Annotated in this window: 34 protein-coding genes; 15 read left to right on the forward strand and 19 right to left on the reverse strand. The window is 68.7% G+C overall.

Going from position 1 to position 26,042, the window contains the following annotated elements; genetic code table 11:
* Window position 1: 1 nt before the first annotated feature.
* The 3 genes from ACZ6SF_RS20165 to pdhA form a co-directional block, all read right to left on the reverse strand.
* The gene (locus ACZ6SF_RS20165; RefSeq protein WP_466064074.1) at window positions 2-1,423 is read right to left on the reverse strand and encodes a dihydrolipoamide acetyltransferase family protein; all 1,422 of its coding nucleotides are present in this window, start codon (window positions 1,421-1,423) and stop codon (window positions 2-4) included.
* A gap of 104 nt (window positions 1,424-1,527) precedes the next feature.
* Window positions 1,528-2,502: an alpha-ketoacid dehydrogenase subunit beta gene (locus ACZ6SF_RS20170; RefSeq protein WP_466063699.1), complete on the reverse strand. Its 975-nt coding sequence runs from the start codon at window positions 2,500-2,502 to the stop codon at window positions 1,528-1,530.
* The gene (gene pdhA / locus ACZ6SF_RS20175) at window positions 2,499-3,611 is read right to left on the reverse strand and encodes a pyruvate dehydrogenase (acetyl-transferring) E1 component subunit alpha (protein WP_466063700.1); all 1,113 of its coding nucleotides are present in this window, start codon (window positions 3,609-3,611) and stop codon (window positions 2,499-2,501) included. The genes ACZ6SF_RS20170 and pdhA overlap by 4 nt, the downstream gene beginning before the upstream one ends.
* Window positions 3,612-3,754: 143 nt before the next feature.
* On the opposite strand from pdhA, the gene ACZ6SF_RS20180 reads away from it, so the two are divergent.
* Window positions 3,755-4,270, forward strand: a complete 516-nt coding sequence (locus tag ACZ6SF_RS20180; RefSeq protein WP_466063701.1) for an Lrp/AsnC family transcriptional regulator — start codon at window positions 3,755-3,757, stop codon at window positions 4,268-4,270.
* 44 nt (window positions 4,271-4,314) lie between these two features.
* Window positions 4,315-5,154, forward strand: coding sequence for an SDR family oxidoreductase (locus ACZ6SF_RS20185; protein ID WP_466063702.1), 840 nt, complete (start codon window positions 4,315-4,317; stop codon window positions 5,152-5,154).
* A 63-nt stretch (window positions 5,155-5,217) separates the two neighbouring features.
* Here the strand turns inward: ACZ6SF_RS20185 and ACZ6SF_RS20190 are convergent, their stop codons facing one another.
* Window positions 5,218-5,346, reverse strand: a complete 129-nt coding sequence (locus ACZ6SF_RS20190) for a hypothetical protein (RefSeq protein ID WP_466063703.1) — start codon at window positions 5,344-5,346, stop codon at window positions 5,218-5,220.
* A gap of 6 nt (window positions 5,347-5,352) precedes the next feature.
* Between ACZ6SF_RS20190 and ACZ6SF_RS20195 the strand changes: the two genes are divergently transcribed.
* Complete coding sequence (locus ACZ6SF_RS20195) at window positions 5,353-5,793, forward strand: hypothetical protein (RefSeq protein WP_466063704.1); 441 nt, start codon at window positions 5,353-5,355, stop codon at window positions 5,791-5,793.
* A 26-nt stretch (window positions 5,794-5,819) separates the two neighbouring features.
* Here ACZ6SF_RS20195 and ACZ6SF_RS20200 read toward each other — a convergent pair whose 3' ends face one another.
* The 6 genes from ACZ6SF_RS20200 to ACZ6SF_RS20225 form a co-directional block, all read right to left on the reverse strand.
* The gene (locus tag ACZ6SF_RS20200) at window positions 5,820-6,254 is read right to left on the reverse strand and encodes an acyl-CoA thioesterase (RefSeq protein WP_466063705.1); all 435 of its coding nucleotides are present in this window, start codon (window positions 6,252-6,254) and stop codon (window positions 5,820-5,822) included.
* A 19-nt stretch (window positions 6,255-6,273) separates the two neighbouring features.
* Window positions 6,274-7,227 carry a cupin domain-containing protein gene (locus tag ACZ6SF_RS20205; protein WP_466063706.1) on the reverse strand — a complete coding sequence of 318 codons (954 nt, stop codon included), beginning with the start codon at window positions 7,225-7,227 and terminating at the stop codon, window positions 6,274-6,276.
* Between the two features lie 51 nt (window positions 7,228-7,278).
* Window positions 7,279-8,511 (reverse strand): DUF5925 domain-containing protein, encoded by a 1,233-nt coding sequence (locus ACZ6SF_RS20210; RefSeq protein ID WP_466063707.1) that lies wholly within the window; start codon window positions 8,509-8,511, stop codon window positions 7,279-7,281.
* Between the two features lie 79 nt (window positions 8,512-8,590).
* On the reverse strand, window positions 8,591-10,012 hold the full coding sequence (locus ACZ6SF_RS20215; RefSeq protein ID WP_466063708.1) for an NAD(P)(+) transhydrogenase (Re/Si-specific) subunit beta: 1,422 nt from the start codon (window positions 10,010-10,012) through the stop codon (window positions 8,591-8,593).
* A gap of 3 nt (window positions 10,013-10,015) precedes the next feature.
* Window positions 10,016-10,336, reverse strand: coding sequence for an NAD(P) transhydrogenase subunit alpha part 2 (locus tag ACZ6SF_RS20220; RefSeq protein WP_466064075.1), 321 nt, complete (start codon window positions 10,334-10,336; stop codon window positions 10,016-10,018).
* On the reverse strand, window positions 10,336-11,469 hold the full coding sequence (locus ACZ6SF_RS20225) for a Re/Si-specific NAD(P)(+) transhydrogenase subunit alpha (protein WP_466063709.1): 1,134 nt from the start codon (window positions 11,467-11,469) through the stop codon (window positions 10,336-10,338). The genes ACZ6SF_RS20220 and ACZ6SF_RS20225 overlap by 1 nt, the downstream gene beginning before the upstream one ends.
* 283 nt (window positions 11,470-11,752) lie before the next feature.
* Between ACZ6SF_RS20225 and ACZ6SF_RS20230 the strand changes: the two genes are divergently transcribed.
* Genes ACZ6SF_RS20230 through ACZ6SF_RS20240 form a run of 3 tightly spaced genes read left to right on the forward strand, consistent with a single transcriptional unit; the run spans window position 11,753 to window position 13,678 of the window.
* Complete coding sequence (locus ACZ6SF_RS20230; RefSeq protein WP_466063710.1) at window positions 11,753-12,199, forward strand: HIT family protein; 447 nt, start codon at window positions 11,753-11,755, stop codon at window positions 12,197-12,199.
* Window positions 12,199-13,035: a maleylpyruvate isomerase family mycothiol-dependent enzyme gene (locus tag ACZ6SF_RS20235; protein ID WP_466063711.1), complete on the forward strand. Its 837-nt coding sequence runs from the start codon at window positions 12,199-12,201 to the stop codon at window positions 13,033-13,035. Before ACZ6SF_RS20230 ends, ACZ6SF_RS20235 begins: the two co-directional genes overlap by 1 nt.
* Before the next feature lies 1 nt (window position 13,036).
* Window positions 13,037-13,678 (forward strand): Type 1 glutamine amidotransferase-like domain-containing protein, encoded by a 642-nt coding sequence (locus tag ACZ6SF_RS20240; protein ID WP_466063712.1) that lies wholly within the window; start codon window positions 13,037-13,039, stop codon window positions 13,676-13,678.
* A 32-nt stretch (window positions 13,679-13,710) separates the two neighbouring features.
* On the opposite strand, the gene ACZ6SF_RS20245 is transcribed toward ACZ6SF_RS20240, so the two are convergent.
* Complete coding sequence (locus tag ACZ6SF_RS20245; protein ID WP_466064076.1) at window positions 13,711-14,175, reverse strand: GtrA family protein; 465 nt, start codon at window positions 14,173-14,175, stop codon at window positions 13,711-13,713.
* Window positions 14,176-14,365: 190 nt separating this feature from the next.
* Here ACZ6SF_RS20245 and ACZ6SF_RS20250 point away from each other — a divergent pair, with 190 nt between their 5' ends.
* From ACZ6SF_RS20250 to ACZ6SF_RS20265, 4 genes are all read left to right on the forward strand, one after another.
* Entirely contained in the window at window positions 14,366-15,361 is a 996-nt protein-coding gene (locus ACZ6SF_RS20250) for an NAD(P)/FAD-dependent oxidoreductase (RefSeq protein ID WP_466063713.1), read from the forward strand.
* 74 nt (window positions 15,362-15,435) lie between these two features.
* The gene (locus ACZ6SF_RS20255) at window positions 15,436-16,794 is read left to right on the forward strand and encodes an FAD-binding oxidoreductase (protein WP_466063714.1); all 1,359 of its coding nucleotides are present in this window, start codon (window positions 15,436-15,438) and stop codon (window positions 16,792-16,794) included.
* 40 nt (window positions 16,795-16,834) lie between these two features.
* Window positions 16,835-17,122, forward strand: coding sequence for a GNAT family N-acetyltransferase (locus ACZ6SF_RS20260; protein WP_466063715.1), 288 nt, complete (start codon window positions 16,835-16,837; stop codon window positions 17,120-17,122).
* Window positions 17,123-17,228: 106 nt separating this feature from the next.
* Window positions 17,229-17,795 (forward strand): Uma2 family endonuclease, encoded by a 567-nt coding sequence (locus ACZ6SF_RS20265; protein WP_466063716.1) that lies wholly within the window; start codon window positions 17,229-17,231, stop codon window positions 17,793-17,795.
* 72 nt (window positions 17,796-17,867) lie between these two features.
* Here ACZ6SF_RS20265 and cutA read toward each other — a convergent pair whose 3' ends face one another.
* Window positions 17,868-18,194, reverse strand: a complete 327-nt coding sequence (gene cutA / locus ACZ6SF_RS20270; protein ID WP_466063717.1) for a divalent-cation tolerance protein CutA — start codon at window positions 18,192-18,194, stop codon at window positions 17,868-17,870.
* Window positions 18,195-18,234: 40 nt separating this feature from the next.
* Window positions 18,235-19,059, reverse strand: coding sequence for a sigma factor-like helix-turn-helix DNA-binding protein (locus tag ACZ6SF_RS20275; RefSeq protein ID WP_466063718.1), 825 nt, complete (start codon window positions 19,057-19,059; stop codon window positions 18,235-18,237).
* A gap of 200 nt (window positions 19,060-19,259) precedes the next feature.
* On the opposite strand from ACZ6SF_RS20275, the gene ACZ6SF_RS20280 reads away from it, so the two are divergent.
* From ACZ6SF_RS20280 to ACZ6SF_RS20295, 4 genes are all read left to right on the forward strand, one after another.
* Complete coding sequence (locus ACZ6SF_RS20280) at window positions 19,260-19,466, forward strand: hypothetical protein (protein ID WP_466063719.1); 207 nt, start codon at window positions 19,260-19,262, stop codon at window positions 19,464-19,466.
* A gap of 15 nt (window positions 19,467-19,481) precedes the next feature.
* Window positions 19,482-19,970, forward strand: a complete 489-nt coding sequence (locus ACZ6SF_RS20285) for a hypothetical protein (RefSeq protein WP_466063720.1) — start codon at window positions 19,482-19,484, stop codon at window positions 19,968-19,970.
* Between the two features lie 187 nt (window positions 19,971-20,157).
* Window positions 20,158-20,604: a nitroreductase family deazaflavin-dependent oxidoreductase gene (locus ACZ6SF_RS20290; RefSeq protein ID WP_466063721.1), complete on the forward strand. Its 447-nt coding sequence runs from the start codon at window positions 20,158-20,160 to the stop codon at window positions 20,602-20,604.
* On the forward strand, window positions 20,601-21,050 hold the full coding sequence (locus ACZ6SF_RS20295) for a MaoC family dehydratase (RefSeq protein ID WP_466063722.1): 450 nt from the start codon (window positions 20,601-20,603) through the stop codon (window positions 21,048-21,050). The genes ACZ6SF_RS20290 and ACZ6SF_RS20295 overlap by 4 nt, the downstream gene beginning before the upstream one ends.
* Before the next feature lie 39 nt (window positions 21,051-21,089).
* Here ACZ6SF_RS20295 and ACZ6SF_RS20300 read toward each other — a convergent pair whose 3' ends face one another.
* The gene (locus ACZ6SF_RS20300) at window positions 21,090-21,458 is read right to left on the reverse strand and encodes a MerR family transcriptional regulator (protein ID WP_466063723.1); all 369 of its coding nucleotides are present in this window, start codon (window positions 21,456-21,458) and stop codon (window positions 21,090-21,092) included.
* Between the two features lie 100 nt (window positions 21,459-21,558).
* Between ACZ6SF_RS20300 and ACZ6SF_RS20305 the strand changes: the two genes are divergently transcribed.
* Window positions 21,559-22,632 (forward strand): alkene reductase, encoded by a 1,074-nt coding sequence (locus tag ACZ6SF_RS20305; protein ID WP_466063724.1) that lies wholly within the window; start codon window positions 21,559-21,561, stop codon window positions 22,630-22,632.
* Between the two features lie 64 nt (window positions 22,633-22,696).
* On the opposite strand, the gene ACZ6SF_RS20310 is transcribed toward ACZ6SF_RS20305, so the two are convergent.
* The 5 genes from ACZ6SF_RS20310 to ACZ6SF_RS20330 form a co-directional block, all read right to left on the reverse strand.
* Window positions 22,697-23,092, reverse strand: a complete 396-nt coding sequence (locus ACZ6SF_RS20310) for a tautomerase family protein (RefSeq protein WP_466063725.1) — start codon at window positions 23,090-23,092, stop codon at window positions 22,697-22,699.
* A 136-nt stretch (window positions 23,093-23,228) separates the two neighbouring features.
* Complete coding sequence (locus ACZ6SF_RS20315; RefSeq protein WP_466063726.1) at window positions 23,229-23,882, reverse strand: Uma2 family endonuclease; 654 nt, start codon at window positions 23,880-23,882, stop codon at window positions 23,229-23,231.
* Window positions 23,883-23,995: 113 nt separating this feature from the next.
* The gene (locus ACZ6SF_RS20320; RefSeq protein ID WP_466063727.1) at window positions 23,996-24,310 is read right to left on the reverse strand and encodes a hypothetical protein; all 315 of its coding nucleotides are present in this window, start codon (window positions 24,308-24,310) and stop codon (window positions 23,996-23,998) included.
* Between the two features lie 36 nt (window positions 24,311-24,346).
* Window positions 24,347-24,664, reverse strand: coding sequence for a hypothetical protein (locus ACZ6SF_RS20325; RefSeq protein ID WP_466063728.1), 318 nt, complete (start codon window positions 24,662-24,664; stop codon window positions 24,347-24,349).
* A 147-nt stretch (window positions 24,665-24,811) separates the two neighbouring features.
* Complete coding sequence (locus tag ACZ6SF_RS20330; RefSeq protein ID WP_466063729.1) at window positions 24,812-25,933, reverse strand: helix-turn-helix domain-containing protein; 1,122 nt, start codon at window positions 25,931-25,933, stop codon at window positions 24,812-24,814.
* Window positions 25,934-26,042: the final 109 nt, after the last annotated feature.

Raw genomic sequence — 26,042 nt, forward strand, 5'->3', positions numbered from 1 at the left:
ATCAGATGCGGGCGAGCAGGGTCAGCGGATCCTCGAGCAGACCGGCCACGGCCGCCAGGAAACGCGCCGCGAGTTCCCCGTCGATCATCCGGTGGTCGAAACTCAGGGTGAGCGTGATGACCGAACGGATGGCCGTCTCGTCGCGGAAAACCCACGGTCGCCGGGTCACCGCGCCGAGGCACAGGATCGCCGCCTCACCCGGATTGACCAGCGGAGTTCCGGAATCCACACCGAAGACCCCGACATTGGACAGGGTGAACGTCCCGCCACGCAGATCCGTCAGACCGGCGCGCCCGTCCCGGGCGGTCTGCGCCAGCCAGCCGATCTCCCGGCACAGCTCCCGCAGGCTCAGGGTCTGCGCGTCCTTGATATTGGGCACCAGCAGGCCGCGGCCGGTGGCGACCGCGATACCCAGGTTGACGTAGTACTTGGTGACGATCTCGGAATTCGCCTCGTCCCAGAACGCGTTGATACCCGGGAATTCACCGAGCGCCGCCAGCACCGATTTCGCGACCAGGGCCAGCGGTGTGAGGGTGAGCCCGTCGAACGCCTTGGTGGCACGCAGATGTTCCAGCAGTTCCAGCGAGGCGGTGATATCGACGGTGACCGAGGTCGAGGCCTGCGGGATCATCCGGGCACTGGCCACCATCGCCTCGGCCGTACGCTTGCGGATCCCGCTGATCGGTACCCGCTCCTCGCGCGCCGGCCGGGCGGCGGCGCCCGTCTCGGCCGTGCGGGGTTCGCCGCCGTCCTCGGCGCGGGGGCGCCGATCCGGTTCGGAAACCGGCACCGCCCCCCGCACGTCCGCGACCGTCACGGCGCCCTGCGGTCCCGAACCCGCCACGTACCAGAGGTCGATGCCCAGCTCCCGGGCCAGTTTCCGGGCCCCGGGCGTGGCCGCGACCCGCTCACCCCCGTTCTCGGTGGTCCGCGGTGCGCCACCGAGATCCCCCCGGCCGGAACCGGCCGCATCCGCCGCGGGCGCTCGCCGCGGTTCCTCCGAGCGTTCCGGCGCCGCACCGATCACCCCGGCCTCGTAGGACGCCGCCGGCTCCCCCACCACCGCGCCCCCGGCACTTCCCTCGGTCACGTTCTCCCCCAGTGGTTTCCGGCCTCGCCGCCGGCTCGTCTGCTGCTCCTCGGACGGCCCGTACCCCACCAGTACCGAGGTTTTGCCGTTGCCCTGCGCCGCGGCGGTCCGGATTCGCAGCAGCGGCGCTCCGACCTCGACGGTGGCGCCCGGTTCGGCGAGCAGTTCCACCACGGTGCCCGCGAACGGCGACGGCAGCGCGACCACCGCCTTGGCGGTCTCCACCTCCGCGATCGTCTGGTTCAGCGCGACCTCGTCGCCCACCGCGACCGTCCAGCTCTGCAATTCGGCATCGGTGAGTCCTTCGCCGAGGTCGGGGAGCCGGAACTCCAGGACCTCGCCGGACCCTGCGGTACGGGCGTCGTCGTCCACGGTGGGCACCTCCGGCTGGCTCACGGGTGGCGGGCCACCCCAGGCTGACGGGTGGCGGGGTCACCTCAGGCCGCGAGCGAGAGGTCGACCGCCGCCAGAATTCGGTCCGGGTCGGGCAGATGATGCTTCTCGAGCTTAGCCGGAGGGTAGGGAATATCGAACCCGCCGACCCGCCGTACCGGGGCCTCGAGGCGGTAGAAGCAGCGCTCGGTGATCCGGGCCGCGATCTCCGCGCCGATGCCCCCGGTCACCGGCGCTTCGTGGACCACCACCAGGCGCCCGGTGCGGTCCACCGATTCGGCGATCGTGTCGATATCGAGGGGCGCCAGGCTGCGCAGGTCGATGACCTCCAGCGAAAGCCCCTCTTCGGCACCGATTTTCGCGGCGGTCAGCGCGGTCGCGACGGTTCCGCCGTAGGCGACCAGCGTGGCGTCGGTTCCGGTGACGCACACCCGGGCCCGGTCCAGCGGGAGTTCGGCCCCGGCGGTGGGGTCGAATTCGGCCTTGTCCCAGTACCGGCGTTTGGGCTCGAAGAAGATCACCGGATCGTCGAGGGCGACGGCCTGGCGGATCATCGTGTAGGCGTCGGCGGGGTTGCTCGGCGAGACCACCCGCAGCCCGGCGGTATGCGCGAAATACGCCTCGGGCGATTCGGAATGGTGTTCCACCGAACCGATCCCACCGCCGTAGGGGATGCGGATGGTCAGCGGCGCCCGCACCCGCCCGCGGGTCCGGTAGTGGATCTTCGCGACCTGGGCGACGATCTGGTCGAACGCCGGATAGACGAACCCGTCGAACTGGATCTCACACACCGGCCGGTAGCCGCGCAGCGCCATCCCGAACGCCGTGCCGATGATGCCGGATTCGGCCAGCGGCGTATCGATGACCCGGCGGTCGCCGAAGTCCTTCTGCAGCGCGTCGGTCACCCGGAAGACGCCGCCGAGGCGGCCGATGTCCTCGCCCATCAGCACCACCTTGGGATCGTCCTCCAGGGCGGTACGCAACCCGGCGTTGAGCGCCGCGGCGAATGTGGTGATCATGAGCGGACTCCTTCCCCGTGCGACAGGGACGCGGCCGGATCGTCGGCCAGATAGGCGGCGTACTCGTCGCGTTGCGCGTCGAGCAGCGGATGCGGCGCCGAGTAGACGTGTTCGAACAGCGCCGACGGATCGGGGTCGGGCATGGTGAGGATCTCGGTGCGCATCCGCGCGGCCTCGGTATCGGCGCGTTCGTCGAGCCGCCGCTGCGCCGCGTCGTCGAACAGGTCCTCGCGTTCCAGCAACCGGCGTATACGCAGGATGGGATCGCGCCGGGCCCATTCCTCGGTTTCGGCGGCCGTCCGGTACCGGGTCGGGTCGTCGGCGGTGGTGTGCGGCCCCATCCGGTAGGTGATGGCCTCGACGAAGAAGGGCCCGCCCCCGGTGCGGGCGCGCTCGGCCGCCTGCCGGGTGACGGCGAGGACCGCCAGGACATCGTTACCGTCCACCCGGACCGCGGGAATACCGTGACCGATCGCCCGGTGCGCTATCGGGGTCGCGCTCTGCAGGCCGACGGGTTCGCTGATCGCCCAGTGGTTGTTCTGGCAGAAGAACACCACCGGCGCGCTCCACGACGCCGCGAAGGTCAGCGCTTCGGCGATATCGCCCTGACTGGTGGCACCGTCGCCGAAGTACACGACGGTCGCGATCTCCGCGCCGTCGAGCTGGGCCGCGTAGGCGTAGCCGGTGGCATGCAGCCCCTGGGCGCCCACCACGATCGCCGGATTCGTCATATTGACCGCCGCCGGATCCCAGGACGAATGCGCGACGCCGCGCCACATCGCCGCCGCGTCGCTGGGCAGCACCCCGCGGCAGTAGGCGACCGCGGTTTCGCGGTAGCTGCAGAACACGTAGTCGTCGGGCCGCAACGCGCGCGCGGACCCGACCTGGGCGGCCTCCTGCCCCTGGAACGGCGCCCACAACCCCAGCTGCCCCTGCCGGGCCAGGGCTACGGCCTCGAGATCGATCCGCCGGGTGACCACCAGGTCGGCGTAGAGCTCCCACAGTTCGTCCGGCCCGATATCGGCGACGAGCGCCCGATATTCGGGGTTGTGCACCCGAGCGCCGTCGGGCTGGATCAACTGCACCGGATACTCGGTTGTGCCGGGCATCGGCCTCGCCTCCTCACGCGGGTCACGCGCTGATGTGGCCTGTAACACAAGCATCCACCTTCATGCGATCTGCGCAAGTCTCGATCCGGAAACTGAGCAGAATGCCCGGTTTCGGGCCCTCACTGACTGCCATACTGCGTCATATGACCAATCGTGAGCCCGTCGAGCCGACACTGGACGCGACCGACGCCAGATTGCTGCTGGAACTCACCGCCAACCCCCGCGCCACCGGCGTGGAACTCGCCGCGCGCCTCGGCCTCTCGCGCAACACCGTCCAGGCGCGGCTGGCCCGCTGGGAGACCTCCGGGATACTGGCCGGGTTCGAGCGACGGGTACCCCCACGCGCCCTCGGCTACCGGCTGTCGGCCTTCGTCGCGGTGGTGGTCGATCAGCATCGGCTCGACGCGGTGGTCGCGGAACTGGCCGAGATCGCCGAGGTCACCGAGGTGTGCGGGATGACCGGACCCACCGATCTGACCGTCCGGGTGGTAGCCCGCGACGCCGACGATCTCTACCGCATCACCGGCCAGATCCTGAAGATCCCCGGAGTGGTCCGGACGAATATGGCGCTGGTGATGCAGGAGCTCGTCGGCCCCCGGACCGCACCCCTGCTGGAGCGGCTGGCCGACCCGGAACGCCTCCGACCGGGCACCGATTAGCGACACAATGACAATGATGTCCCATTGAAGGCTATGGTTCCCGCATGCAGAACTCAGGGACAGCCTCGGACACCTTCTCCGGCCGCACGGCGATCGTCACCGGCGGCGGCTCCGGTATCGGCGCCGCCCTCGCCCGCCGGCTCGCCGACCACGGCGCGAAGGTCGTCGTCGCCGACCTCCACCCCGCCACCGCCGAACAGGTGGCCGCGGAGATCGGCGCGTCCGCGGTCGCCGCCGCCGGCGATGCCGCCGACCCGGAGGTGATCCGGCATCTGATCGATACCGCGGAGTCGTCGTTCGGGCCCGTCGACTTCTACTTCGCCAATGCCGGTATCGGCGGCGGGGCGGGACTCGACAGCACCGACGCCCAGTGGACGGCCGCCCTGGAGATCAACACCCTCGCCCATATCCGCGCCGCCCGGCTCCTGGTCCCCCGCTGGCTGGAACGCGGCAGCGGCTATTTCGTGAGCACCGCCTCGGCCGCCGGTCTGCTCACCCAACTCGGCTCCGCCCCGTACTCCGTCTCCAAGCACGCGGCCGTCGGCTTCGCCGAATGGCTGTCGATCACCTACGGCGACCAGGGAATCGGTGTCAGCTGTATCTGCCCCATGGGCGTGGATACGGCCCTGCTGCGCGACGGAATGATCCCGGAGAACAACGCCGAGGCGGGCCGCCTCGCCATCAAGGCGGTCAAGTCCGCCGGCACCGTACTCTCCCCCGAAGAGGTTGCCGACACCGTCCTGAGAGGGGTCGCCGCCCGCGAATTCCTCATCCTCCCCCACCCCGAAGTCCTCACGATGTACCGCAACAAAGGCTCGGACTACGATCGCTGGATCCGCGGCATGCGCCGATTCCAAGCAGCTCTCGAAAACCCCGGCAGCTGATACCGGAGAAGCGAACTCGCGAACCCGAGCAGACCTGGTGACCCACTCATACGGCAGAGCCGCCTACGCTGTCGCGGGCTGTGTGTGCTCCTGGATCACCGAACCCAGCCAGGAAGTGATCGTGGGCATCAGGGCTGTGAGGGCTTTGGCGAGGGGCTCACGATGCGCGATCGCCACGGGTTGTGTCATCATCGGCCGATGAGTTTGGGGGATGCCTTCGGGCTGTCGAATACGCCGGATTTCCTGCCGAGTTACCATGGCACAGAAGGGGATACCCGGTATCCATCGCCGCGAGATCTGCGCGGCCTGTTCGCCGCCTTGATCGACTTCGTCCTGCAGTTCGGCTCGTTCTTCGGGGGGCTCGCCGTAGTGCTCATTCTGGCCGTGAAGTTCCAGGTCCCGCCGGGTCTCAGTTCGCTGGCGATACTGATACCCTTCGTCGTCATCGTGGGGAACCGGATTCTGCTGCCGAAACTGGTGCATGCGAGCATCGGCCAGTTGATCTTCGGACTGGTGGAGATTCGCGGTCGCGACGGCGGGTGGCCCGGTTGGCGCGATCTGCTGTCAGGTCGCGGGAACAGCCGGGACGGTACGCCCAATCTCGTCACCGTGCGTCGCTGCGATATCCGCCGGGCTTGAGCCTGCGAACCGGTGCTGTACGCGCGCTAGGTTCCCGAGTCCTCGGGGACCAGGGTTCGGGCGGCGCTACGGATGACCTCGGGGATCTCGACCGGCTTGCGGGTCTGCTCGTCCACGTAGACGTGCACGAAATTGCCGGTCGCGGCGAGTTCCAGATCCACACCCGCCTCCCGGAAGATCGCCAGGTCGTAGGTGATGCTGGACCGGCCGAGCCGGGCGATCCGCAAACCCACCTGCAACTTGTCGGGGAAACTCAGCGAGGCGTGGAAGCGGCATGAGGTCTCCGCGACGATCCCGATCGCGGGAAGGTCGCGGATATCGGTGCCGGTCGCGTCGATGAGCCAGGCGTTGACCGCGGTATCGAAATACGCGTAATAGGTCACGTTGTTCACGTGCCCGTAGTGGTCGTTGTCGGCCCACCGGGTGGGCACCGGCCAGAGCACCGGATACTGCTGCGTCACCCGGCCGACGATACCGGGGTCAACCGGCCGAGGGCACCGCGGCGGGCACGGCGCCGAGCCGGTGGTCGCGCGGGCTCACCCCGAATTGCCGTTTGAACGCCGTGCTCAGCGCGAACGCGCTGCCGTAACCGACCCGGCGGGCGATGGCCTCCACGGTGTCGTCGGTGCCCTGCAGCAGATCGGCGGCCAGATCCAGCCGCCACTCGGTGAGAAAGGCCATCGGCGATTCCCCGACCAATTCGGTGAACCGCCGCGCCAGCGCGGCCCGCGAGGCACCCGCCTCACGGGCCAGATCGGCCACGGTCCAGGCGTGGGCCGGGTTGTGCTGCAATAGCCGCAGCGCCTTACCGACCAGCGGATCGCCGTAGGCGTGGTACCAGGGCGGGGCCTCGTCACCGGAGAACCACGTCCGCAGGGTCGCGATGAGCAGCAGGTCCAGCAGCCGGTCCAAGACCACGCTCTGAGCGGGCAGATCCTTGGCGGTCTCGTCGGCCAGCAGGCCCAGCAGTCGTTCGTCGGACCGGCCGCGCGGCACCACCAGCAGTTCCGGCAGCGCCCGCAGCAGCCGCCGGCTCACCGCGCCGACCTGCTCGTAGGCGCCGGTGATCATCACCGTTTCGCCGTCGGGATCGTTTCCCCATTCCCGCACTCCGAGACTCATGGTCTCGCACAGGACTTCGCCGGTGACCGTCGTGGTGACCTGACCCGGGTTGATGAGGATCTGCGGTTCGGATCCGGGATCGTCGGCGACGGTGTAGGGGCGCGGGCCCCGGAACACTCCGACGTCACCGGCCTCGATCCGGCGCCGCTCACCGGCTTCGGTGCACACCCACGCCCAGCCGCGGATCATGGCCACCAGGGTGAGCGGTGATTCGTCCTGGATCCGCAGCGACCAGGGCGGGCTGAGCAGCGAGCGCAGCAGGAACGCACCCCGCGCCCGTGGGCCCTCGAGCAGGGCCGCCAATGCATCCACCCCGCCAACGATAGCCGCGCCCGGCCCGCCGGGAACAGTCGTGACCAGGGTCTACAGATACATTCCGCCATCGGCGTCCGGCGCCCGCACAGCGATCGCCGCGGCGCCGTCTCGCAGCGCGACCAGTTCGGCGAGGGTGACGCACCCGCCCGGGACCACCCCGGGTGTATCGCCCAGCCAGGCCCGCGCCTCGGCCCCGGTCAGCTTCCCGACCTCCACCTGCGCCAGGCAGCGGCCCGGCCGTGTGACCGCCGGATGCAACCGGGCGAGATCCTCGTTGGTGCTGATCGCGACCAGTACATCGCGTCCCTGCCCGAGCATGCCGTCGGTGAGATTGAGCAGCCGCGAAAGCCCCTGCCCGGACGTGGATTTCGCCTCACCGTGGATCAGTTCGTCGCAGTCCTCCAGGATGAGCATCCGCCAGCGATCGGACTCCTCGTCCTCCCCTTCGGCGCCCATGGCCGCGCGCATCAGATAGCCGGGCTTACCGAACAGCACCTCGGGGTCGAGCACACAGTCGGCCTGGCACCACGCCGACCACGACCGCGCCAGCGACCGCAGTGCGGTGGTCTTACCGGTGCCGGGCGGGCCGTGCAGCAGCAGCAACCGGCCGCGAATATCGTCCGGGCGCAGGGCCATCAGCCGATCGAACGCACCGGCCACGGACCGGCTGTAGTTGCCGCGGATCTCGGGCCACTCCGGCGTGGACACCGGCATGACGCGCCGGTTCGGCCCGTGCTCGCCGTAATGCCAGAAACCCATCTTCACCGTGGTCCGCTCGTCGCCCGGTGGTTCCTCGGCCTCGTGGACCGCTTCGGTGAGCACCCGCTGCGCGAGTTCGTCGCTGGTCGCGACGACCTCGACCGTCGCCGTCTTATCGGTCCAGCGATCGGCCCGCAGGGTCCAGCCGTCTCCCAGGACGAGGAACGAGCTCGAATCGGATTCCGTGATCGACCGGGAGATCCGCGACCCCGCCGGCCGCAGCGGCGCCTCGGGACGCACCCGATCCAGTTGTTTCTTCCGGTAGTGCGGCTGCACGCCCCGGCCGAACAGCGTGTGCAGCAGCATATCGAGCACATCGCGGGGGTTGGAATAGGAGTCGAGAATCGCCGACCACGGCAGCGCGTCGGCGGGATCGGTAGCGGTGCTGTCGAATTCGATCAGGCGTAATGGTTCGTTGCGGTCCGGCATCGCCGACCATGATCGACCCGGCGGCACCACGCGGTCCAGCGAATTTCCGGTCCCGGCGAGCGCGCCGTCGTCCGGCGCCGGCTCGGCGGGCACAGGAGAAGGCCCCGGCGCCGGCTCGGATCGACCGAGCCCGCACCGGGGCCGACAGCGGTAATACCGACAGCGGTAGTACCTACAGCGCCTTCAGTTCCTCGGTGACCGCACCGACCGATTTCTTCGCGTCGCCGAACAGCATCGACGTGTGGTCGGCGTAGAAGAGCGGATTGTCGATACCGGCGAACCCGCTGTTCATCGAACGCTTCAGCACGATCACCGATTTCGCCTGATCGACATTGAGGACCGGCATCCCGTAGATCGGGCTGGCGGAGTCCTCGCGCGCGGCGGGGTTGGTGACATCGTTGGCGCCGATGACCAGGGCGACATCCGTGCGATTGAACTCGCCGTTGATATCGTCCATTTCCTTCATGGCGTCGTAGGAGACCTCGGCCTCGGCCAGCAGCACGTTCATATGACCGGGCATACGTCCCGCCACCGGATGGATGGCGTATTTGACCTCCACCCCCTTGGCTTCCAGCAGACCCGCCATCTCCTTGACCGCGTGCTGGGCCTGGGCGACCGCCATGCCGTAGCCGGGCACCACGATGACCTGGTTCGCGTAGGCCATCTGGATCGCGGCATCCGCGGCGGAGGTCGCCTTGGCCTGTTTCCCGGCATCGGCGCCACCGGCGGCCGCCGTACCGCCGCCGCCACCGAAACCACCGGCGACGATGGCGGGGATGGAGCGGTTCATGGCCTTGGCCATCAGGTTGGTGAGGATGGTGCCCGACGCGCCGACGATCATGCCGGCCACGATCATGGCGGTGTTGTTCAGCGCCAGACCGGCGGCCGCGGCCGAGAGGCCGGTGAGGGCGTTGAGCAGCGAGATCACCACGGGCATATCGGCGCCGCCGATGGGCAGCACCACCATGAGGCCCAGGACACCGGCCGCCAGCAGCAGCCCGACCATCCACCACTGCGAGACACCGCCGTCGGAGGCGCCCAGGCCGATGACGATCGCGGCGGCGACGGCGACCACCGCCAGCAGCAGGTTCACCGGCTGCTGGATCTTGCCGAGCCCGATCGGGCGACCCGGCAGGATTTCCTGCAGTTTGCCGAACGCGATCAGCGAACCCCAGAAGGAGATCGAGCCGATGATCGCCGCGAACAGCGATCCGACGATGATGTGCACGGTCGGCTCTTCGCCGTGGTGGAACACCGAGAACCCGGTGGTGTCGATGAACTCGGCCCACGCGATCAACGCGACCGTGCCACCGCCGACACCGTTGAACGCGGCCACCAGCTGCGGCATCGCGGTCATCTTGGTGTAGCGCGCGGGCGGCACGCCCAGCGCGACACCGACCACCAGACCGGCGACGATCAGGATCCAGTTGTTGGAATCGCGCACCGCGATCAGTGTCGCGATCACGGCGATCGCCATACCGGCGGCGGCGATCCAGTTACCGCGGACCGCGGTCTTCGGGCCGGTCAGGCCCATCAGGCCGTAGATGAAGAGCGCGAAGGACAGGATGTAGAGGATATCGACCAGATTGTCCATGGGTCACTTACCTGCCTTCTCGGCACCCGCGGCGGGCTTCTTGCCTTTGAACATGCCGAGCATGCGGTCGGTCACCACGAAACCACCGATGACGTTCAAAGTTCCGAACACCACGGCCACGAACAGGATGAGCTGCACCCCGAGGGAGGGATCCTCCACCCGGCCCAGGGTCACCAGCGCGCCCAGCACGACGATGCCGTGGATGGCGTTGGTCCCCGACATGAGCGGGGTGTGCAGGGTGTTGGGGACCTTGGAGATCACCGCAAAACCCACGAATCCGGACAGCACCAGAATCGCGATATTCGCCAAGAGCTCGCTGTACATCATTCGGCCTTCGTTGTCGGTTCGGCGTCACGGGTGACGCAGGAATCGGCCAGCACCTGATCGGAGAAGTCCGGGGTCAGCTGCCCGTCGGTGACCATCAGTTCCAGCAGCGCGGCGATGTTCTTGGAGTACAGCTCGCTGGCGTGCTCGGGCATGGTGGCCGGCAGGTTCAGCGGCGAGCAGATCGTCACCTCGTGCTTGACCACGGTTTCGCCCGGTTCGGTGAGTTCGCAGTTGCCGCCGGTCTCCCCGGCCAGGTCGACGATGACGCTGCCCGGTTTCATCCCCTCGACCGCGGCCGCCGTCACCAGCCGCGGCGCCGGGCGTCCGGGCACCAGCGCGGTCGTGATGACCACATCGAACCCGGTGATCGCGTCCTCGAGCGCCTGCTGCTGTTTCGCCTTCTCCTCATCGGTGAGTTCGCGGGCGTACCCGCCCTCACCGGCGGCGTCGATACCGAGATCGAGCCACTGGGCGCCGACCGAACGCACCTGGTCGGCGACCTCGGGGCGCACGTCGTAGCCAGTGGTGCGACCGCCGAGCCGTTTGGCGGTGGCCAGCGCCTGCAGGCCCGCCACGCCGACACCCAGCACCAGGACGGTCGCCGGTTTCACGGTGCCCGCGGCGGTGGTCAGCATGGGGAAGAAGCGGGTGGATTCCGAGGCCGCGAGCAGAACCGCCTTGTAACCGGCGACATTGGCCTGGGAGGACAGCGCGTCCATCACCTGGGCCCGGGAGATCCGCGGGATCGCCTCCACAGCGAAGGCCTGCACCCCCGCCTTCTTCAGAGCGTCGATCTGGTTATCGCTGTTACGCGGCGCGAGGAACCCGATGAGGGTCTGCCCCGAGGACAGTTTGCCCACTTCGGAATCGCTGGGCGGCGCGACCTTGACGACCACATCGGCCGACCAGGGGTCGCCGATGGTGGCGCCGGCCTCGGTGTAGGCGGTATCGGGAATGAGCGCGCCCAGCCCGGCACCGGTTTCGACCACGACTTCCACGCCCTGTTTCACCAGGGTCGGAATGATCTTCGGAACCAGGGCAACCCGGCGCTCGCCCGCGCCGGTTTCGCGTACGACACCGACACGCGCCCCGCGCGGCGACGAATCGCCTACGGTCTGCGTTGTCTCCACTTGTCTGTTTTCCCTCTCCTACTGTGCTCAGCCCGCCGATCACGGCGCCGGGCGGCAGCGTTCGTGAACGCGGCCGCCCAAAATCCTGGCAACCGTACATCGGCCGAAGTGAGATTAGCTGAGATGCCCGTCACATCCGGCTCCGGGCCGGGGTAGTTTTCACAAAGGTAAATACTGTTCACAGGACATATCGAGCCGTACCGGCCGCTTGGCTTGAAAAGTTTGCGAATCCGGATGCCCGGTCCGGGGCCCGGGTGCCGCCTTACGCCGTAGAGTCCCGGGTGTGAGTGACTGCGTTTTCTGCCGGATCGTGGCCGGAACAGCGCCTGCGCACCGGGTCTACGAGGACGATATCGCCTGCGCGTTCCTCGATATCCGGCCGATCACCCGCGGGCACACCCTGGTGATCCCCAAGCGACATGCCACCGATCTGTCCGAACTGGACGCCGAAACCGGAGCCGACCTGTTCCGGGTGGGTCATCGGATCGCCCGGGCGGTACAGGGGCCCGAATTCGGCGCGGACGGCGCGAATTTGCTGATCAACGATGGTAAGGCCGCGTTCCAGACGGTGGGCCACGTCCATCTGCACGTGCTCCCGCGCCACCACGGCGACAAGTTCCGCTTCGCGACCGGACTGCTGCTGCGCCGGTCGCACGGGCCCGATCAGGTCGCCGCGGCCCTGCGCACGGCCCTGGCGAGCGATAACCAACAGCCCACGGAAGGCCCCTGATGACCGGACTACCCGACCGCGAAACCCTGACCGCGCTGCTGACCGAGCAGTTCGACGCGCTCGCCGGATTGGTCGGCGATCTCCCCGAACAGCAGTGGCGGACACCGTCCCCGCTGCCGGGGTGGACCGTCTTCGATGTGCTGGCCCATGTGATCGGCACCGAATCGATGCTGCTCGGCGAGAAACCGCCGGCGCGCGATCCGCGGGAGCCGGACGTCGATGTCGCCACACTGCCGCATGTCCGCAACGAGATCGGGAAATTCAACGAGATCTGGCTGCAGCGGCTGCGCCCGCTACCGGGCGCGCGATTGTTCGACCTTTTCCGCGAGGTGACGGCACGTCGCCACGCCGCGCTGATCGCGATGGACGAGGCGGCCTGGCTGGCGCCCGGACCGTCACCGGTGGGCGAGGTGCCCTATGCCCGGTTCATGCGGGTCCGGCTGTTCGACTGCTGGATGCACGAACTCGATATCGCCGACGCACTCGGCGTCGCGGTCGACGAGGGCGGCCCGCGCGGTGATGCCGCTTTCGCGGAATTCGCGCAGTCGCTTCCGCGCGTGGTCGCCAAGCGGGGTAAAGCGCCGGCCGGGTCGCTGATCACTGTCGAGGTGACCGGGCCGCTCGCCCGGACACTGCATATCGAGGTCGCCGAACGGGCCGGCTATGTCCCGGAACCCACCGCCGATCCGACTGTGACGATCACCCTCGATTCGGGCCTGCTGGTGCGGCTGGGCGGAGGCCGGGTGGATCCCGGGAAGGCACTGGACCGGGTGTCCTTCGAGGGCGACGGCGAACTGGGCCGCCGGATCGTCGAGAACCTCGCCTTCACCATCTGAGATGCGACTGTTCCTGGCCTCCTACCGGTTCGGCGCGCATTACGCCGAGTTCGCCGCCCTGACCCGCGGGCCGGGGCCGATCGCGGTGATCGCGAATGCCTGCGACTCGTGGCCGCAGGCGCGCGACGCGGCGCTGACCAGCGAGATGGTGCCCTTGCGGAAGCAGGGATACCTGCCCGAGGAGGTGGACCTGCGCGAGTACGCCGGGCGTCCGGCGGAATTGGAGGCGACACTGCGGCGCTTCCCGGCGGTCTGGGTGCGCGGCGGGAACACCTTCGTGCTGCGGGCCCAGTTCGCGCGCAGCGGCGCCGACCGGATCATCCCGGAACTGCTCGCCGCCGATACCTTCGCCTACGCCGGGTACAGCGCCGGCGCCTGCGTTCTGGGCCCGCACCTGCGCGGCCTGGAGACCTCCGACGATCCGGCCGAGGTCCGGCCGGTCTGCGGAATCGAGCCGCTCTGGGAGGGCCTGGGCCTGGTCGACCGGATGATCGTCCCGCATATCGATTCGCTCACCGATCCGGACGGCGCGGGTAACGCCCTCGCCGCCCGGCTGCGGGCCGCGCACACCCCGCACTGGGCACTCACCGACGCCGATGTGCTCATCCGCGCCGACGGCGAACTGCGGCTGCGCACCGGCTGATCCTCCCCGCACCGGCCGCCCGGCACCCGCGATCAGCGGCGCCGGAACACCACCCAGCGCATGGCCGAGTACATGTACACGGCCTCACAGGCGCCCGCCGCCAGTCGCGACACGTGATACTGCACGCCCAGCGCCGCCAGTCCCGCGCCGACGCCCAGGATGAAGGCCAGGTAGTTGATCACGACCACCACGGTGTACACCACGGCCTGCCGCCCGGCCGGAGCGTGGGAGCGGAAGTTGAGGGTCCGGTTCAGATAGAACGCCAGCGCGAACGCGCAGATGTATCCCACCGAAACCGACAACCAGCCCGGCAGCCCGAGTCCGCTGCGCATCCCGGTGAGGATGAGGAGATCGACGCCGAACGTGAAGCTGTTGATGAGGGCGAAACCGAGGAAGGTCGGCGGCACCGTCCGGTCCAGCCCCCAGGGCAACCTGGCGACCACGGCTTCGCACCAGCGGGCGAATCGGCTGGCCCAGGTCTCGGGGTCGGTCGCCAGTCCCTGCACGCGGCCAGCCTCGCAGGGCCAGGTGACCGGCAGGTGAGCAGCCGGGAAACGGCGGGGCACCTGCGCTTTCCGCGTACCCGGGGAGCCGTGCGCCGAGGATCGTGGCCCGGCGCCCCCCCCGGGCCGGGCGTCACCCCACGTTTTGCCATTGGAGCAAATTTCCTTGCCAATAGTTCGCGCTGTGCGGATAGTCGTCGGCAAGGAGGTGGTCAGGGTGACCGAGGAACTGGAGAACTCGTACGACGTGGTGGTGGCCGGCGGTGGGGCGGCCGGCCTGAACGGCGCGCTGATGCTGGCGCGCTCGCGGCGGTCGGTGGTGGTGATCGACGCCGGACAGCCGCGCAACGCACCCGCCGAGGGGGTGCACGGGTTACTGGCCCGCGACGGTATGCCGCCCGCGGAGCTGGTGGCACTGGGCCGGGACGAGGTCCGGCGATACGGCGGGCAGGTGGTGTCCGGGGAGATCACCGAGGCGGTGCGCGACGACGACGGGTTCACGATCGGCCTCGCCGACGGCCGCCGCGTGCGGGCCCGGCGCCTGCTGGTGACCACCGGACTCACCGATGAGCTCCCGGATATCCCCGGCCTGCGTGAACACTGGGGTCACGATGTCGTGCACTGCCCGTACTGCCACGGCTGGGAGGTCCGCGACCGGGCCATCGGCGTGCTGAACACGGGTCCGATGTCACAGCACCAGGTCCAGCTGTTCCGCCAGCTCAGCGACGATATCGTCTTCTTCGTCCACGACGGCCCCGAACCCACCGCCGACGAGGCGGCGCGACTGATCGCCCGCGGGATCCGCGTGGTGCGCGAGAAGGTCACCGCAGTCGAGCACGGCGACACCGGAATCACCGGACTGCGCCTCGCCGACGGAACGGTCGTCGCCCGCGACGTGGTCGCCGTCGGCACCCGGATGGTCGCCCGGGCGGGTTTCCTGGACACCCTGGGCCTGACCGCGGTCGAACACCCGGCCGGAGTCGGGCGTCATATCTCCGCCGACGCCACCGGCCGCACCGATGTGCCCGGGGTCTGGGTCGCGGGCAATGTCACCGAGCTGACCGCGCAGGTCGGCGCGGCGGCCGCGGCGGGCGCCATGGCAGGGGCGGTCATCAACGCCGACCTCGTCGAGGAAGAGGTCCACGCGGCGGTCGCGGCCACGGCCGCGGATCTCGGGTAGTCCGCTACCGGAACGACCGGCGCACGGAGCAGCACTCGGCCCGCCGGTCGCTCCGGAACGGCTAGCGTGAGGACGTGGACCTGCGTGAACTGATCGACCGACTGCCCGAGGGCACGGTACTCACCGATCCGGACCTGCTCGCCGGATACCGGCACGACTGGGCCAAGGATCCGGCTGCCGGGACCCCGGCGGCGGTGGTCCGGGCGACCGGCACCGCCGATATCAGCGCCGCCCTGCGCTGGGCGAACGATCACCGCGTACCGGTGGTGCCGCGCGGCGCCGGGTCCGGGCTCTCGGGCGGATCGACGGCCGTGGACGGCGGGATCGTGCTGAGCACCGAACGGATGCGCGAGATCAGCGTCGACCCCGTCACCCGGACCGCCGTCGTCCAGCCCGGCCTGCTGAACGCCGAGGTCAAACGGGCGGTCGCCGAGCACGGGCTGTGGTACCCGCCGGACCCCTCGTCCTTCGAGATCTGTTCCATCGGCGGGAACGCCGCCACCAACGCCGGCGGTCTGTGCTGCGTGAAGTACGGCGTGACCACCGACTACGTACTCGGGATGGAGGTGGTGCTGGCCGACGGGACCGTGGTGCGGCTGGGTGGGCCCCGCCTCAAGGATTCGGCCGGGCTGTCGCTGACCAAGATGTTCGTCGGCAGCGAGGGCACACTCGGTGTGATCACCGAACTCACCCTGCGCCTGCTGCCCGCACAGCCCGCGCAGAGCACCGTCGTCGCCACCTTCGCGACCCTGACCGCCGCGACCGAGGCGATTCTCGCGATCACCGGGGCGCTGCGTCCGGCGATGCTCGAGTTCATGGATTCCGTGGCGATCAACGCCGTCGAAGACGAACTGCGGATGGGCCTGGACCGTGCGGCGGCCGCCCTGCTCGTCGCGCGTTCCGACGCCCCCGGCGAACACGCCGCCCACGAGGCGGAGATCATGCTGGACGCCTGCCGGGCGGCGGGCGCCACCGAGGCCTTCCACACCGCCGATACGGAAGAGGGCGAGGCGTTCACCGCCGCGCGGCGCTTCGCGATTCCGGCGGTGGAGAAAATCGGCCCGCTGCTGCTCGAGGATGTCGGCGTCCCGCTCCCCCGCCTCGGCGAACTGGTCACCGGTATCGCCGAGATCGCCGATCGCAACGAGGTGACCGTATCGGTGATCGCGCACGCCGGCGACGGCAACACCCACCCCCTGATCGTCTACAACCCCGACGACGCCGGCCAGACCGCCCGCGCCCATCGCGCGTTCGGCGAGATCATGGATCTGGCCATCGCCATGGGCGGCACCATCACCGGCGAGCACGGGGTGGGCCGCCTGAAGAAAGCGTGGCTACCGGATCAGCTGGGCCCCGAGGTGATGGACCTGACCCGCCGGATCAAGGACGCCCTCGACCCGCACGGCATCCTCAACCCGGGCGCGATCCTCTGATTCCGGAACAAACCCCGCCCCCGGCGGGGTTCCACACACTGTGACCACCGAACTCCGCCACAACGCCGCCGACACCCGCTTCGAGATCTTTCTCGACGGCACCCTCGCCGGATACGCCGACTACGCGGAAACCGAGAGCCCGAAGGTCCGCAACTTCCAGCACACCATCACCTTCCCCGAGTTCCGGGGCCGCGGGGTGGCCGCTCAGGTGGTGAAGTACGCCCTCGACGAAAGCCGCGACGCCGGCTTCGCGGTCCTGGCCACCTGCTGGTACGTCGACGAGTTCATCGGCCGCAACCCCGAGTACGCGAGCCTGGTCCACCGCTGACCGTCCCGCACGGGCCCGGCCCTCACCACCGGTCGTGCGCGGTACCCGCGCAGTACACTGCGCAGAGCGGGACAGTGCCCGCCCGACGGTATCCGGGAGGAGCGTCATGACGGCCGAGACGATGACCCCGGCATGGATGCACCAGCAGATCACCGTGACGGAATACGACTCCTGGTCCGAGGAGCAGTGTGCGGGGATCGAAATCGTGGACGGAATGGTCGTCGTGAGCCCGAGTGCGTCCAAGCGGCACAATCGACCGGCTCGCATCGTGGCGAACGCGCTCGACGCCGCCGCGGGACCGGACTGGAACGCCGACACGGACTTCGATGTCCGGCTGCGGGACGTACCACTGAACAACCGGCGCCCGGATGTCGTGGTGTATCGAGCGGACACGATCGATATCACACCGACCCGCCCAGAACACGTACTTCTGGTCGCGGAAGTCGTCTCACCGGGCTCGGAGACAACCGACCGGATCGTCAAGGTGGAGCAGTACGCCAAGGCCGGTATCACGTTCTACTGGCGAATCGAGCAGACGGCGACCGGAGTTCCGCTGATCTACACCTACATCCTCGACCCCGCGACCGGGTCGTACCGGACCGGAGCGATGTTCACGGGGATCGTCGAGGTAACCGCCCCGTTTCCGGTGACGATCGATCTCGGCCGGATCTGACCCGATTCGGCCGGGATGCGGCGGCGGCCCGCGGTCGCACCGGGAACCCGGTACCGACCGCGGGCGCCCGGATCAGTTCGCGGTCTCGTCCAGGACCCACTGACCGTAGGCCGGATTGATCCCGGCCACCGGCACCGCGACCACCTGCGGCACCTCGTCGGGGTGTTCGGTGTTGGCACGTTCGACGATGGCGTCCACGAGCGAGGCGCGGGTGTGCAGTACCACCACCGCTTCCGAGGCGTCCTCCACCTCGCCCTCCCACCGGTAGATGGACCGGACATCGGGCAGGATATTGCCGCAGGCCGCCAGCCGGTCGGCGACGAGACGGCGGGTGAACTCGGCCAGCCACTCCTCGTCGGGTCCGCTGACGGTCACGTCCACAAGATCGGTTTCGCTCACGGCGTCCATGATCCACGACCGCACCCGGATCGGGCGACTGTCAGCGGCTTCGGGTGGTGAACGGACCCGCGACCGCACGGCTGGCGAGGACCGAACCCTCCGCACCGACCTCGGATTCGATCGCCGCACTGGTCGCGGTCGCCGAGGGCTCGTACAGCGAGTCCAGGTTGCCGTCCAGCCACCGCGCGGCGCCCAGCGACCCGGCTCCCGTCAGCGCGGCGATGTGGACGATCACGCGGCCCTGATCCTCACGGCGGCCGAGAAACGCGATATCCACGCGGTTCCCGGAATCGCTGGCGGAATTCAGCCGCCGGCCGGACTCCTTCTCGACGACATACCAGGTGCCGTCGACGTTCTCGAACCCCAGGGCGTCGTCGGTGTCGATCAGATGCTGTGCCACCGGCGCCGATTCGGGCCCGCAGATCACCACCGCGTCACCGCCCGGGACCTCCGCGTCGTCGGGTTCGATCGCGAACCGCGAGGAGGTGAGCGATAACCGGGTCAGCGTGGCTTCGATGAGTTCCAGGGCCGCTTCGTCGCTCGGGTCCGGCGCCGCGGCACCGTCGCTGTCCGCGTTCCCGCGAGGAATACCGACGGCGACCGGTCCGACGCCGAAGAACGCGCGCTCGGCGGGCGGCGCGCCCGATTTGATCTGACTGATGCGCCCCTTGGTGACTCCGAGTAACTCCGCGATCTCGGTGTAGCTCAACCCGTTCCGGTGCGCCTCTTCGATCGCTTCCTTGCGCAGGCGCGCGAGTTCGGTGGCCCGCTGCTGATAGCGCGTGATCAATTCGGTGGCCCGCTGGGCCCGGCGTACCGGATCGGGGTCGGAACGGACCTGCTCGAATTCATCTGCGCCACCCATGCCGTGAGTTTAGTGGCCGCCTTGACGAGAGCGGCGGACCGCCGTAGCATGCTGTTTACCCCCCATAAACAGCTTCACCCACTCCGCCCCTGCAGTTTAGCAGGGGTAAATCTCGGCAGGACCGCCGTTCGCGTTCCCGCGACCGGCTCGACGAATCCATGAACATACGAGGTCACCCGATGCACCATGATCGTCCCCGCTTGCCCACCCGAAGCCCGGTCAACCGCGCGATGGCCGCCACCCTGCGGCTGCTGGACCCGCCCGAATACACCGATCCGGCAATCCTCGAACGCGTCGCCTCCGGGCTGCGCGCGCTATCCGACCAGCCCCCGGGTGCCACCTCGCGTCTCCCGGGCCACCCCGGAATTCCGCCCCGGACCGCCGGGCCCGGCCCCGGTCGCCGCTGAGCGCGGGGAGCACCGATGCCACTCGGAAAGCCACCCTGCCACTGCCGCAACGAACCCTGGATCCATACCGGCATGCTGCGCGCGGCATCCGGCCCCGGCCGCTACCGCTGCCCCGAAACCCTGCACTGCCTGCACGGCATCACCCTCGCCGGTGGCCGGATCGCGGAGCACTGGCGCAATGTTCCCGGCGAATGCCCCTGGGCCGGAATGAAAGTCACCGGCAGCGCCGTCTGCGGATGCGGGCAGGGGCCGTGGATCACCCTGCGGCAACTTCGGATCGTCATCCGCAAGAACCTCACCGGACCGGTCTCCGCGATCGCCTGCCCGGGCCTGTGCCCCGGACCCGATATTGCCGTTCTGGACGATCTGATCCTCGACCACCCCCGCGACAGCCGCACCCGGTGCCCCTGGTCGGGCGCCCGCATCGTTCCTATCGGCACACCCCCGCCCCTGTTCGGCAGACCCGATCCCCCGCCCGGCCCCACCGGCGCACCGGTCCGGTGAGCCCACCGGGCCGACCGTCGCGGAACCGGGTGGATCCGGGCTCGGAAACCCTGTCCGGTTCCGCGGTTCCGTGGCAGGGTGGAGTCCGCTACGTCCCGGCACCGCACCGCCAGGAAGCTCGCGCGGTCGCCCGGGACACCGCATCGGGCGACCGTACCGGGTCGCGGAATTCGGGGGACGAGAAAATATGTGGACCGACAAGGCGGCCAACGCCGTTGCCGCGGGCGCCATGCGAATCGCGGCGTTCGCGGGCCCGCGCGCGATGCGGGTACTCGCACGATTCAACCGGCGGGTCACCAATCCCATCCAGCGACTCTGGGCGCCCCGGCTCCCCTTCATGGCGGTGATCGAACACACCGGCCGCATATCGGGCGCCGACTACCGCACCCCGGTGATGGCCTTCGTCGCCCACGGCGAGATCTCGGTCGTCCTCAACTACGGCCCGGATTCCGACTGGGTGCGCAATATCCGGGCCGCGGGCGGCGCCGGTGTCATCCACCGGGGTGCCCGTTACCGGCTCACCGAACCGCGGGTACTTCCCGGCGAGCAGGTCACCCTGCCGCCCCCGTTCCCCCGCGCGGAAGGCTCTCCCGCGCACAGCGTCCTGGTCGCGACCCTGCGCCTCGAATCATGATCGTTATCGACGCGAACGACGACCCGGCCACCCACGCGGGCGCGGAAGCGGTTTCGGAGTGGCGCCTGCTGACCCAGCCGCGAATCGATGAATTCGCCGACGCCAGCGACGATCACAACCCCCTGCACGTGGACCCCGGCTTCGCCCGGGACACCCCGTACGGCTCCACCATCGGCCACGGCTACTACTTCATGGCCGCCGCGCCGAGCCTGCTCGACACACTGTGGCGGCTCACCGGATTCACCTTCGCGGTGGCCTACGGCGTCGACCGGATCCGGTTTCCGGGCGCGCTCCCCGTGGACACACGATTCCGGTTGCGGCTGAAGATCGTCGCGGTCGATGCGATCGACAACGGAATCCAGGTCCGCACCACCCTCACCTTCGAGGGAGAGGGCCTCGACCGGCCGGTATGTGTCGCGGAATCGCTGTACCGCGCCTACCGATAGCGGAAGACCGGCACCGAGTCGGCGGCTGTCGCGCGCCGGTCACCCGCCCGTCAGGGTCGCCCGATGCGCGCGGTTCACGGCCATGAGCCGGTCGAGGGCGTCGCGGGTGTGGATCAGTTCGTCGATATGCGCGGACAGCCGGTCGCGTTCCAGTTCCATCCGCGCCATCGCCGCGTCGGAGGTCTCCTCGCTCGGCGATTCGACACAGGGCAGCAATTCGGCGACCGTGCGGCTGGAAAGCCCCGCGGCATACATCCGCTGGATGAACTCGACCCGATCGACCTGCTCGGGCGTGTAATGCCGCTGCCCGCTGGGACTGCGGGTGCTGCCGAGCAGCCCCTGCTCCTCGTAGTAGCGCAGCGACCGGACGCTGACCCCGGTCCGGGCCGCCAACTCCCCGATTCGCATCCCGATCTCCTTCGTGACCCGCGCCACAGCGCTTGCCTCTGACATGGACGTCAGGTTTTACGGTAGCCGACGAACCCACCGGACCACCGAGGAGTCCCCGATGACCACCCTTTTCGACAGCTACCGGCTCGGCGATCTGATCCTGCCCAACCGCACCGTGATGGCCCCGATGACCCGGGTCCGCGCCGCCGCCGGCGGTCTCGCGACACCCGAGATGGCGACCTACTACGCCCAGCGGGCCACCGCCGGGCTGATCGTGACCGAGGGCGTCCAGCCGAACGCGGTCGGCCAGTCCAATCCGGGAACGCCCGGCCTGTACACCGACGCACAGGCCGGGTCCTGGCGTCCCGTGACCGCGGCGGTGCACGCCAACGGCGGCCGGGTCTTCGCGCAGATCATGCACGGCGGACGGGTCTCCCACCCCGATACCACCGGAATGCAGCCCGTCGGCCCCTCGGCGGTACCCGCGGTGGGCGACGTCTTCGCCCCTTCCGGCCGCATCCCCGCACCGCTGCCCCGGGCCCTCGGCACCGCCGAGATCCCCGGCCAGGCCGAATCGTATGCCGAGGCGGCACGGCGCGCGATGGACGCCGGTTTCGACGGTGTGGAACTGCACGGCGCCAACGGCTATCTCATCTCACAGTTCCTGTCCTCGAACGCGAATCTGCGCACCGACCGCTACGGCGGTTCGATCGCCAACCGCATCCGGTTCGCCGTCGAAGCGGTCGCGGCGACGGTCGCCGCGATCGGCGGCGCCCGAACAGGTATCCGCCTCTCGCCGGGCGGCGGGTTCTGGGGAGTCGAGGAAATCGACACCCCCGAGCTGTATGCCGCGCTCCTGCACGAACTGGCCCGGCTCGATCTCGCCTACATCCACCTGGAGGCCACCACCGACGACGCGGTCCTGCTGGATCTGCGCCGTGCCTGGCCGGGAACCCTGATCATGAACCCCGTCCATCCCTCCGGCCCCACCCCCGCCGGACCCTCCGACGCCGACCGCTGGCTCGCCGCCGGCGCCGATCTCATCAGCTTCGGCCGCGCCTTCCTCGCCAACCCCGATCTGGTGGAACGACTCCGCAACGCCCTCCCCCTCGCGGCCGCCGACCAGGAAACCTATTTCCAGGGCGGCGCCACCGGCTACCTCACCTACCCGGCATACCGGTACACAGCCTGACCCGATGCCACCGGGAGATCCGGGGCAACGCCGACAGGCTCGATTCGCCGTATGCCGCGATCGCTCAGACGGTGATGTCGAACCCCAGATCGACATCGCACGCCGCCTGTCCGCCCCGGATCCCCCAGCTCTCGGTCGGCAGATCCCGCACGACGATGGTCACATGATCGCGCGGAACACCGAACGCGCCCAGCCGATCCACGACCTCGCGATAGAGCCGCCGTTTCGCCGCCACCGTACGACCGGCGAAACAGTCGACGGTCACGAGCGTGTAGTACTCCGGTGACGCGAGCGTCGGCGGTACGGCGAAACGCTCCGGCTCGTGAACCACCAACCGGACATGCTTGTCCGCCGGCGGAATCTCGAACGCCGCGACCAAGGAATCGTGAACGGCGTCGATAATCGCCGTCGTGGTGGCGCGGTCGTATTCTCTGCGAACTTCGACAAGGGTGCTGGGCATAGGGATATCGATACAGCCCGCGGCTTCTCGGGACTACTCATATTCATGACACGACGCCCGTTCGGCTTCCCCAAGCCACTCCCGAACGTGCCGGTCCAATAGTCGCCTGTCCGGATCGCTGCCCGAGACGAGTTGGTCAGTATTCGAGCTCGGCCCAGTCGATGGTGATCGGGAACGGGAATTCGATCCGCACCCCGCGTTCGTCGGCGGGAGTCCATTCGCCGGCCATGAGGTAGTTGGACCGGTGCAGCGGACGCACCCCGGGCGGCAGTTCGGCGTGACCCGTCTCCAGCGCGTATGCCCGCACCACAGCGATCGCACTGGTGTTGCGCGCCAGGGTCACCTCCCAATACCAGGGGATTCCCGCGCCCGCGTAGCGGCTCTTCTTGGCTTCCATATCCGACTGCGTGTTCGACGGGGAGAGCACTTCTCCGACAAGGAGTGTGTCGGGTGCCCTGACATCCTGATACGGGGATTCCAGACAACGGTGCACCAGGAAATCCGGAGTGAGGAAATCGGACTTACCGTTGCTGCCGAGAAAGACGTCGGTTTCCACGTTGACCCGCCAGCACGTCTCCGGGTTCTCCGAGACAGATCTACGCGCGCAACGTTCGATTGCGTTGCGCATGCGCACGGTGAACATCTGATGCTCGGCCGGCCCGCGGCGCACCCACACCACACGACCGTTCCACAGCTCGATCTGCTGGGCGATATCCTCCGGCAGTTGTTCGAGTTCTTCCCAGGTCATGAACTCGGGAAGGTCGGGTTCCTCGATCCGCGACACCGGCATGCGGCCATGATATGCCGACGACCCAGGCCACCGCCCGCACATCGGTACGCGGCCCTCATACCGTGAGGGCGGCCGGCAGAGATTTGTCGGAGTCGGCATCGCCCGGCAGGTGCTCACCGAGCCTGCCCGGTGGTCCCGTTACCTGGGCGCCGCCGGGCGTTACCAGGTTGGAAGTAGAAACGCCCACCCTTGTACACCGCTGTGTTCGGCGCATCGTCGTCATCCGGGTCGCCGGAGTCCGCCGGATCCGGCAGTTCGGCCCGCTCCTCGACGACGATCTGCGCCCGGGCCGCACCGGGGTCGAACATCTCCTGAAACGGCCCGGCGAACGACCCCCCGATTCCATGATGTTTCGCCCGAACAGCCGCCCACCCGAACAACACCAACGGGCCGATGGTGACGATCAGCAATAACAGGTCCCCGCCCACAACCACGAGCGTACCGACGAAATCGTTCGTTCCCCGCTATCCGGCCGTCGGCGGGAAGTGTCGGCCGAGCCGGCAACACACGCACGAACTGGCGATATCGCCCGGCGACGCGTTTCGATCCGGCCACACGGTCACATCGTTGTGTTCGAGATCGCGGGGCCAGTTCAGGCCGGGTGCTTCAACCCACATCTGCTCGCACTCCGGGTGCAGGAGAACCTCGAAGGTCAGCTCCTGCGGATGCTCGTACTCAACCGTCATGGTGTCGCCCGGCTCGAGGTCGATGACGTCCCCCAACGGTTCCACCTGCCAGGATCGAGCTCGTTCGTCATGATTGGTCACCTTGTAGCGGACCATCGGCGTAGCCCCAGGTGGGATCGGTCGCTCATGCCGGCATGATCGCACGGAGCCGATTACGTCCGAACCGCCACGGCGTACCGTGTCCGGCCGGAAGGTGGCACGCGGCCGAAGGTTGCGCCGATTGCGACCGAATTACCGCCGCTATCACGATGCGGGCGTGGTGATCTCTTCCATCAGCATGCGCAGTGTGAGTGAATGCTTCTCCGGTGGCAGTGCGTCGAGCGCTTCCCTGGCGTAAGCGACTCCACCGTCACGGTCACCGGCCCGAACCAGCATCAGCCCCCGATGAAGCTCGAGGTGCGTCGCGAATCTGGGAAGTGTCGGTGGTAGCAGCCGTCGGCCTTCGTCCTGAGCGATGATGGCATCCGATTCGTCACCGAGCCGGGCTCGCAGCAAAGAGCGGAACACTCCCAGACGCCAATAAGGGACCGCGTAGTCGGATGCCTCATCGTCTTCCGACCCCGCGCGGTCGAACACCCGGCGGCCTTCGGTGTCCAGCGCCCGTGCCGCGTCTATATCCCCTGCGATGGCGGACGCATGCGCCTTTCCGTAGATCGCATTCAACCTGCCGAGCGACGGCCGGTCGTCGATGGCCAGAGCCTGATCGGCGAACATCGTCGCGATCGGCAACGAGGCACCCTCATACCCGAGGGCGATAGCGGCACGGCCTCGCACCCACACCCGAGTACTCGCGTCCCCGGAACGATCCGCCGACTGGGCCGCCATCCGATACCAGGCCACCGCCTTGTCGCCGTCCGACCCGGGAAACGTCTTGGCATACAACGTCATCAGCCGTGACACATGGGCCCACATCTGCGAGCTGTCACATTGCTGCTGAATCACCGCGAGGTCGACGGCCAGCCGCTTCTGAATCTCGGCGGCTCCCAGAGTCATGTAGTCGGCACCATAGGTGACCAGGGTGTCCGCCCATTCCTCGGCCGATGGCCCGGCACCCCTGAGCCTCGCGGAGAACCCTTCCGCGAGCAGGTCGGATGCGACGCCCGGCGCGACCGTCGTCGCGGCGAGTGCGGATAGAAACCGTCTGCGGTTCACGTCGGACTCCATAACTGCCAGCGGCACATCGAGTACAGCGGCCAGGTGCCGCAGCCAGTACGGGGAAGGCACCGACCTACACGACTCCCAGCGCCGCGAAATGTATTCGCGGCTGATCGGTGTACCCGAGTGCTCGGCCAATTCGTCGGCCAGACGCCCCTGGGACCATCCCCGAGCCTGACGCAGGTCGCGGATGAGCTCGCCCGTGTGCATCCCACCATCGTCCTGTATGGACGGTGATCACAGCCGAATCCGGTTCGCCTCGTGGCGGGTGTGGTCACAAACGCCTACCGGCCACCGAGCTACGGCCGGGACAGGGCAA

This window comes from Nocardia sp. NPDC049935, assembly GCF_055586645.1.

Coding starts and splice junctions, on each gene's coding strand:
- ACZ6SF_RS20170 (WP_466063699.1), bottom strand. CDS start 2,502: ATGATCACCACATTCGCCGCGGCGCTCAACGCCGGGTTGCGTACCGCC.
- pdhA (WP_466063700.1), bottom strand. CDS start 3,611: ATGCCCGGCACAACCGAGTATCCGGTGCAGTTGATCCAGCCCGACGGC.
- ACZ6SF_RS20180 (WP_466063701.1), top strand. CDS start 3,755: ATGACCAATCGTGAGCCCGTCGAGCCGACACTGGACGCGACCGACGCC.
- ACZ6SF_RS20185 (WP_466063702.1), top strand. CDS start 4,315: ATGCAGAACTCAGGGACAGCCTCGGACACCTTCTCCGGCCGCACGGCG.
- ACZ6SF_RS20190 (WP_466063703.1), bottom strand. CDS start 5,346: ATGATGACACAACCCGTGGCGATCGCGCATCGTGAGCCCCTCGCCAAA.
- ACZ6SF_RS20195 (WP_466063704.1), top strand. CDS start 5,353: ATGAGTTTGGGGGATGCCTTCGGGCTGTCGAATACGCCGGATTTCCTG.
- ACZ6SF_RS20215 (WP_466063708.1), bottom strand. CDS start 10,012: ATGGACAATCTGGTCGATATCCTCTACATCCTGTCCTTCGCGCTCTTC.
- ACZ6SF_RS20220 (WP_466064075.1), bottom strand. CDS start 10,336: ATGTACAGCGAGCTCTTGGCGAATATCGCGATTCTGGTGCTGTCCGGA.
- ACZ6SF_RS20235 (WP_466063711.1), top strand. CDS start 12,199: ATGACCGGACTACCCGACCGCGAAACCCTGACCGCGCTGCTGACCGAG.
- ACZ6SF_RS20240 (WP_466063712.1), top strand. CDS start 13,037: ATGCGACTGTTCCTGGCCTCCTACCGGTTCGGCGCGCATTACGCCGAG.
- ACZ6SF_RS20265 (WP_466063716.1), top strand. CDS start 17,229: ATGACGGCCGAGACGATGACCCCGGCATGGATGCACCAGCAGATCACC.
- ACZ6SF_RS20275 (WP_466063718.1), bottom strand. CDS start 19,059: ATGGGTGGCGCAGATGAATTCGAGCAGGTCCGTTCCGACCCCGATCCG.
- ACZ6SF_RS20285 (WP_466063720.1), top strand. CDS start 19,482: ATGCCACTCGGAAAGCCACCCTGCCACTGCCGCAACGAACCCTGGATC.
- ACZ6SF_RS20290 (WP_466063721.1), top strand. CDS start 20,158: ATGTGGACCGACAAGGCGGCCAACGCCGTTGCCGCGGGCGCCATGCGA.
- ACZ6SF_RS20295 (WP_466063722.1), top strand. CDS start 20,601: ATGATCGTTATCGACGCGAACGACGACCCGGCCACCCACGCGGGCGCG.
- ACZ6SF_RS20300 (WP_466063723.1), bottom strand. CDS start 21,458: ATGCGAATCGGGGAGTTGGCGGCCCGGACCGGGGTCAGCGTCCGGTCG.
- ACZ6SF_RS20305 (WP_466063724.1), top strand. CDS start 21,559: ATGACCACCCTTTTCGACAGCTACCGGCTCGGCGATCTGATCCTGCCC.
- ACZ6SF_RS20310 (WP_466063725.1), bottom strand. CDS start 23,092: ATGCCCAGCACCCTTGTCGAAGTTCGCAGAGAATACGACCGCGCCACC.
- ACZ6SF_RS20315 (WP_466063726.1), bottom strand. CDS start 23,882: ATGCCGGTGTCGCGGATCGAGGAACCCGACCTTCCCGAGTTCATGACC.
- ACZ6SF_RS20325 (WP_466063728.1), bottom strand. CDS start 24,664: ATGGTCCGCTACAAGGTGACCAATCATGACGAACGAGCTCGATCCTGG.
- ACZ6SF_RS20330 (WP_466063729.1), bottom strand. CDS start 25,933: ATGCACACGGGCGAGCTCATCCGCGACCTGCGTCAGGCTCGGGGATGG.